A 3483-nucleotide genomic window follows, 5' to 3' on the forward strand; every position below is an offset into this window, starting at 1 on the left:
TCTGTTTATTCTAGCAATAACACACTACATCAATATTAAATTTAAATTGACACAGTTTTATGAACACTCCCTTTAAAACACATCAAGGGCTCCTTAGTTTGATTGATACTATTGTTCTGGCTAAAGCTAAAAACTATGGAATTGATGTAATAATTTTCATAACGACCTCCTCTGTATTAATTTGTAAGTTAAACATACCCGTACGGAATCAATCTTTCATCATTAATTCTATTGTAAAAAGGTTTACCACACCTGCCAAAGGTAATAAAGTCTCCATCAGACAAATATAAGCCACCTTTAATATAATCAATTGCTTGACCTTGTTCATGTAGAAGCTCACCGGTTGAAAAATCTAAAAGGTATATATTTCTGGTGTAACTTATTAAAATGATATACTTTTTATTATCATCCCATATCATATCTTCAACAGTATTGGGCAAATCAATTAAACAGCTAAACTCCGATTTGCTAATAGAATATTTCATGAGGCGACTGCTGCGTGAAAAAAGCAAGGTGTCTTCATCTATAAAGCGCATACGTTTTATGAAGCCCATTTCGAATTCATGTTTATTTGTCTTATGAGTCTTAAGATTAAGGGAATATATGTTTCTTTTGCGATCTGCAAAGTAAATTTCTGGTGAGTTAGGTCTATATGCTAAAGCCCATAAAGACGTGTTTGATTGATATAGTATCTCACTTTCCTCAGAATCAATATTTAGCTTAATTAATTGACCGTTCTCACATACAAAATAAATGAGGCTTTTATCATAAAAATCGTAGGTAATATCACGAATAGCTGAGAAAGCTTCAAATATAAGTTTTGCTCGATTGCCATCAAATGCAAAAAGTTTTCCATTGGTTCTTGCAAAAAAAATCTTTTCCTCACCTGTGCAAATAAGTCTTTTAGTATAAGAAAATTCATTATCATTAATTTCAATTCTCTTTACTTTATAGTCGTACTTCAAAGCTTGTTCATTATAATATCGCGGCATATATTGATAAAAATAATTTCCTTCTCCAGCTAGAATAAACCCATCTTTGTATTTATCTGCTGTCCATAATGCATCAGGGGTATCCTTATAGTAAGCAATAACCTCTGAAGTTAAAATATTAATTTTATATATTCCACCATTTCGACATTGGACAATCATTACATTGCAATCTTTTTCTAATACTTTTATCCATCTACATTTAAAAGGAGCTTCCCATACTGTCCTAACCAATGAACCATCTTCTATATTGATTTCTTTTATTGTTCTATCAAAAGATGAAATATAGGCTTTCCTTGATGTTTTATTATATGTGATATGCTCAAGGTGATCTATAGCAACTAACTCACCGATATAGACCGGCTCATCTTGATCTATATTAATTGCTATTACACGCCCACAATCATTGGCAACTAAATATATAAAATCATTCAAAGGCTCGATCCAATGCGTTCCATCATAACCAACATATTTATGTATTTCCCAAGTTCTTAGTACTTTACGCTTATTTGATAAAACTATATCGCCACTATTTGACATTGTAAAAAGCAACTTGCCACAGTTAGCATATCTACATGCAATAAAATCCCAGTTTCCATGAAATCTATGAGACCATAAAATTTTATATTCAGTTTCATTATAACTTATTTCTATCGTTGCAGATGACCCTCCACGGGTAACTATTTTTCTTTCACTTGGATGAAATGCAATAGACTGAGAAGTTGTAACTGTTCTATCATACATATCTTTAGCAGGGGATATCCTCCTTACGCATATATGATGTAATAGTTGAAGCAGACCATCATTATTATATTTATAGATAGATACATAGTTATCTAAACCCAACACACAAATATGATTATACTTATTATGTGAGCAAATAGCACTTATACTTCCATTGTGATCTTTTACACTCGATAGAAGTGATAGAGTTTCAATATCAAAGGTAAATATGCTCCCTGTATATGTCCCACAAAACATGTGATTTTCATTTCTAGATATTGCAAATGAGTCTATTTTATTTGAAGAATACATAGTAACTTACATCCATAATTTAATTATACTTATCTTCGGCTAAACGGAATCCCATGACATAAATATCCTTAGAAAATCGCCCGTGTCTTCTTGTTGTTCGGGCTAGGTCATGATGCCGAGTAAAAGACCCGCCTCGTGCAATACGATATTCATCGATATTACCCAAATCATCAACTACCGCTCTCCCATTAGGGTATGGGCGATAATAATCTTGTACATACTCTTCAACATTACCAGACATATCTGAAACTCCAAATGGTGAATTTCCATTGGGGAAAATACCCACGGGGGTACTGGAATAAAGCCCTGTCTCCAGTGTATTGCATAGATCAGGCTTATATTCACCTCCCCAAGGGTATTCATAGTGATCTGAGCCTGAAGCAGCATACTCCCATTCGTATTCGGTTGGTAACCTGAAAAATCTTCCCGTTTTTTGGGATAACCATTTAGTATATGCAATTGCTGCGTCATCAGAGATGCCATAAACAGGGTGGTTTGATTTCAAATGTGGATAAATACCAAACTCCCAACTACTAGGTAGCTCACAATATTTCGTATCTAATAAGAAGTCGTAATAATTCTCATTAGTTACTAGGTATTTAGATACTTTAAATGCTTTAACCATAACAGTAAACTTAGGAACTTCCTTTAGTATCCATTCTTGCTGTACACCCAGTTGATTAAATCTGTCAAAAACTTCGTAAGCTTGATTGATATCGATACCAATTTCGATCTCTCCTGAGGGGATTTCAATCATTTTTGGGGTGATGGTTAAAGTTCTTGGATCACCCAGTAAACCTAAAAGGATGCCTGCAGCATAGCGATATTCAAAAAGCTGATGAGATTCAGCTGTTGCGACAAGCTCATGCTTATTGTATTTTTTAACATGCAGCAGCGCGTTAGATAGATTAGGGACTCTCGTGTCAACGCTGTGCATTGGCAGACCCATTGCTTCGCGATCACCCATTTGATTGATGGTCTTTTTTATATCAGAAACAAGCATTTTATAATTTCCTTATCTCAGGACGGATGGGTTTCCATACTGCTTTAATATCATCTCCAGATGGTGAGGTATGGTCTAATGAAAAGTGTAGACAATTTTCTAATGTTTTTATTTGATCAAACCAAACGGAAGATTTGCTGTGATTACCTAATAGTTTTGGTGAAATATAGGTTATATATTCGTCAATAAGATTATCTTTGAAGAAACCACCAGCTAAATCAGCTCCACACTCTACCAAAAGATAATTAATATTTCTCTTTGATAAATCCTCTACAACAAACGTCAAGTTTATTTTCCCATTTATTGATGGTGCTGTGACAATGAATAAATTTTGTAGTTTAAGAAGAGATTCAGGAATCTCATCTGCTTGCTTTAAAGTATAAAATGTGAATCAAGGTTTAAATTATGCACAGTATTTTTGTGCCAGCAACTCAAATGCTGCACATAGCCTTCCAA

Annotated in this window: 3 protein-coding genes; all 3 read right to left on the reverse strand. The window is 33.9% G+C overall.

All coding sequences use genetic code 11. From position 1 onward, the window contains the following. Positions 1–188 precede the first annotated feature (188 nt). The 3 genes from ACY10D_RS11060 to ACY10D_RS11070 are packed head-to-tail and all read right to left on the reverse strand — an operon-like array spanning position 189 to position 3385. On the reverse strand, positions 189–2024 hold the full coding sequence (locus ACY10D_RS11060) for a WD40 repeat domain-containing protein (RefSeq protein ID WP_487000788.1): 1836 nt from the start codon (positions 2022–2024) through the stop codon (positions 189–191). A 19-nt stretch (positions 2025–2043) separates the two neighbouring features. Beyond that, a complete protein-coding gene (locus ACY10D_RS11065) occupies positions 2044–3027 on the reverse strand; it encodes a formylglycine-generating enzyme family protein (protein WP_487000789.1) in 984 nt (327 codons plus the stop codon). Between the two features lies 1 nt (position 3028). Further along, on the reverse strand, positions 3029–3385 hold the full coding sequence (locus ACY10D_RS11070) for a RibD family protein (RefSeq protein ID WP_487000790.1): 357 nt from the start codon (positions 3383–3385) through the stop codon (positions 3029–3031). Positions 3386–3483 lie beyond the last annotated feature (98 nt).

This window comes from Cysteiniphilum sp. (assembly GCF_057495195.1).

What these genes read in the sequence shown, in the direction of transcription:
- ACY10D_RS11060 (WP_487000788.1), bottom strand. Translation starts at nt 2,024, where the DNA reads ATGTATTCTTCAAATAAAATAGACTCATTTGCAATATCTAGAAATGAA.
- ACY10D_RS11065 (WP_487000789.1), bottom strand. Translation starts at nt 3,027, where the DNA reads ATGCTTGTTTCTGATATAAAAAAGACCATCAATCAAATGGGTGATCGC.